Raw genomic sequence first — 275 nt, 5'->3', positions numbered from 1 at the left:
ACGTAATCCTGATTCTAAATGGCGTGATACGCCGGAGCGTTTGCCGGTGCTGGTTGAATTGCAAAAGCATATTTTGCAGAGTTACTGCCGTATGGTCAAAGTTGGCGGAATGCTCATTTATGCGACATGCTCTATTATGCCAGAAGAAAACCGTCATCAAATCGATGCGTTTCTCGCTGAAAACCCGCAGTTTACGCTTATCGAGGATGAAAACATCTTGGTTTCAGAACGTGGATTTGATGGTTTCTATTTAGCTAAAATGGAACGTATAGCTG

Annotated in this window: 1 pseudogene; it reads left to right on the top strand. The window is 43.3% G+C overall.

Annotated elements, in window-relative coordinates:
- Positions 1-275, top strand: a pseudogene (locus AAEZ09_RS28215) (16S rRNA (cytosine(967)-C(5))-methyltransferase RsmB); the annotation flags it as partial.

Source organism: Pseudomonas sp. 65/3-MNA-CIBAN-0223 (assembly GCF_040310425.1).
In the GTDB taxonomy this organism is placed as follows: domain Bacteria; phylum Pseudomonadota; class Gammaproteobacteria; order Pseudomonadales; family Pseudomonadaceae; genus Aquipseudomonas; species Aquipseudomonas gregormendelii.
The sequence above is the reverse complement of the archived record's forward strand: the minus strand, read 5'-3'. Positions and strand labels throughout refer to the sequence as shown.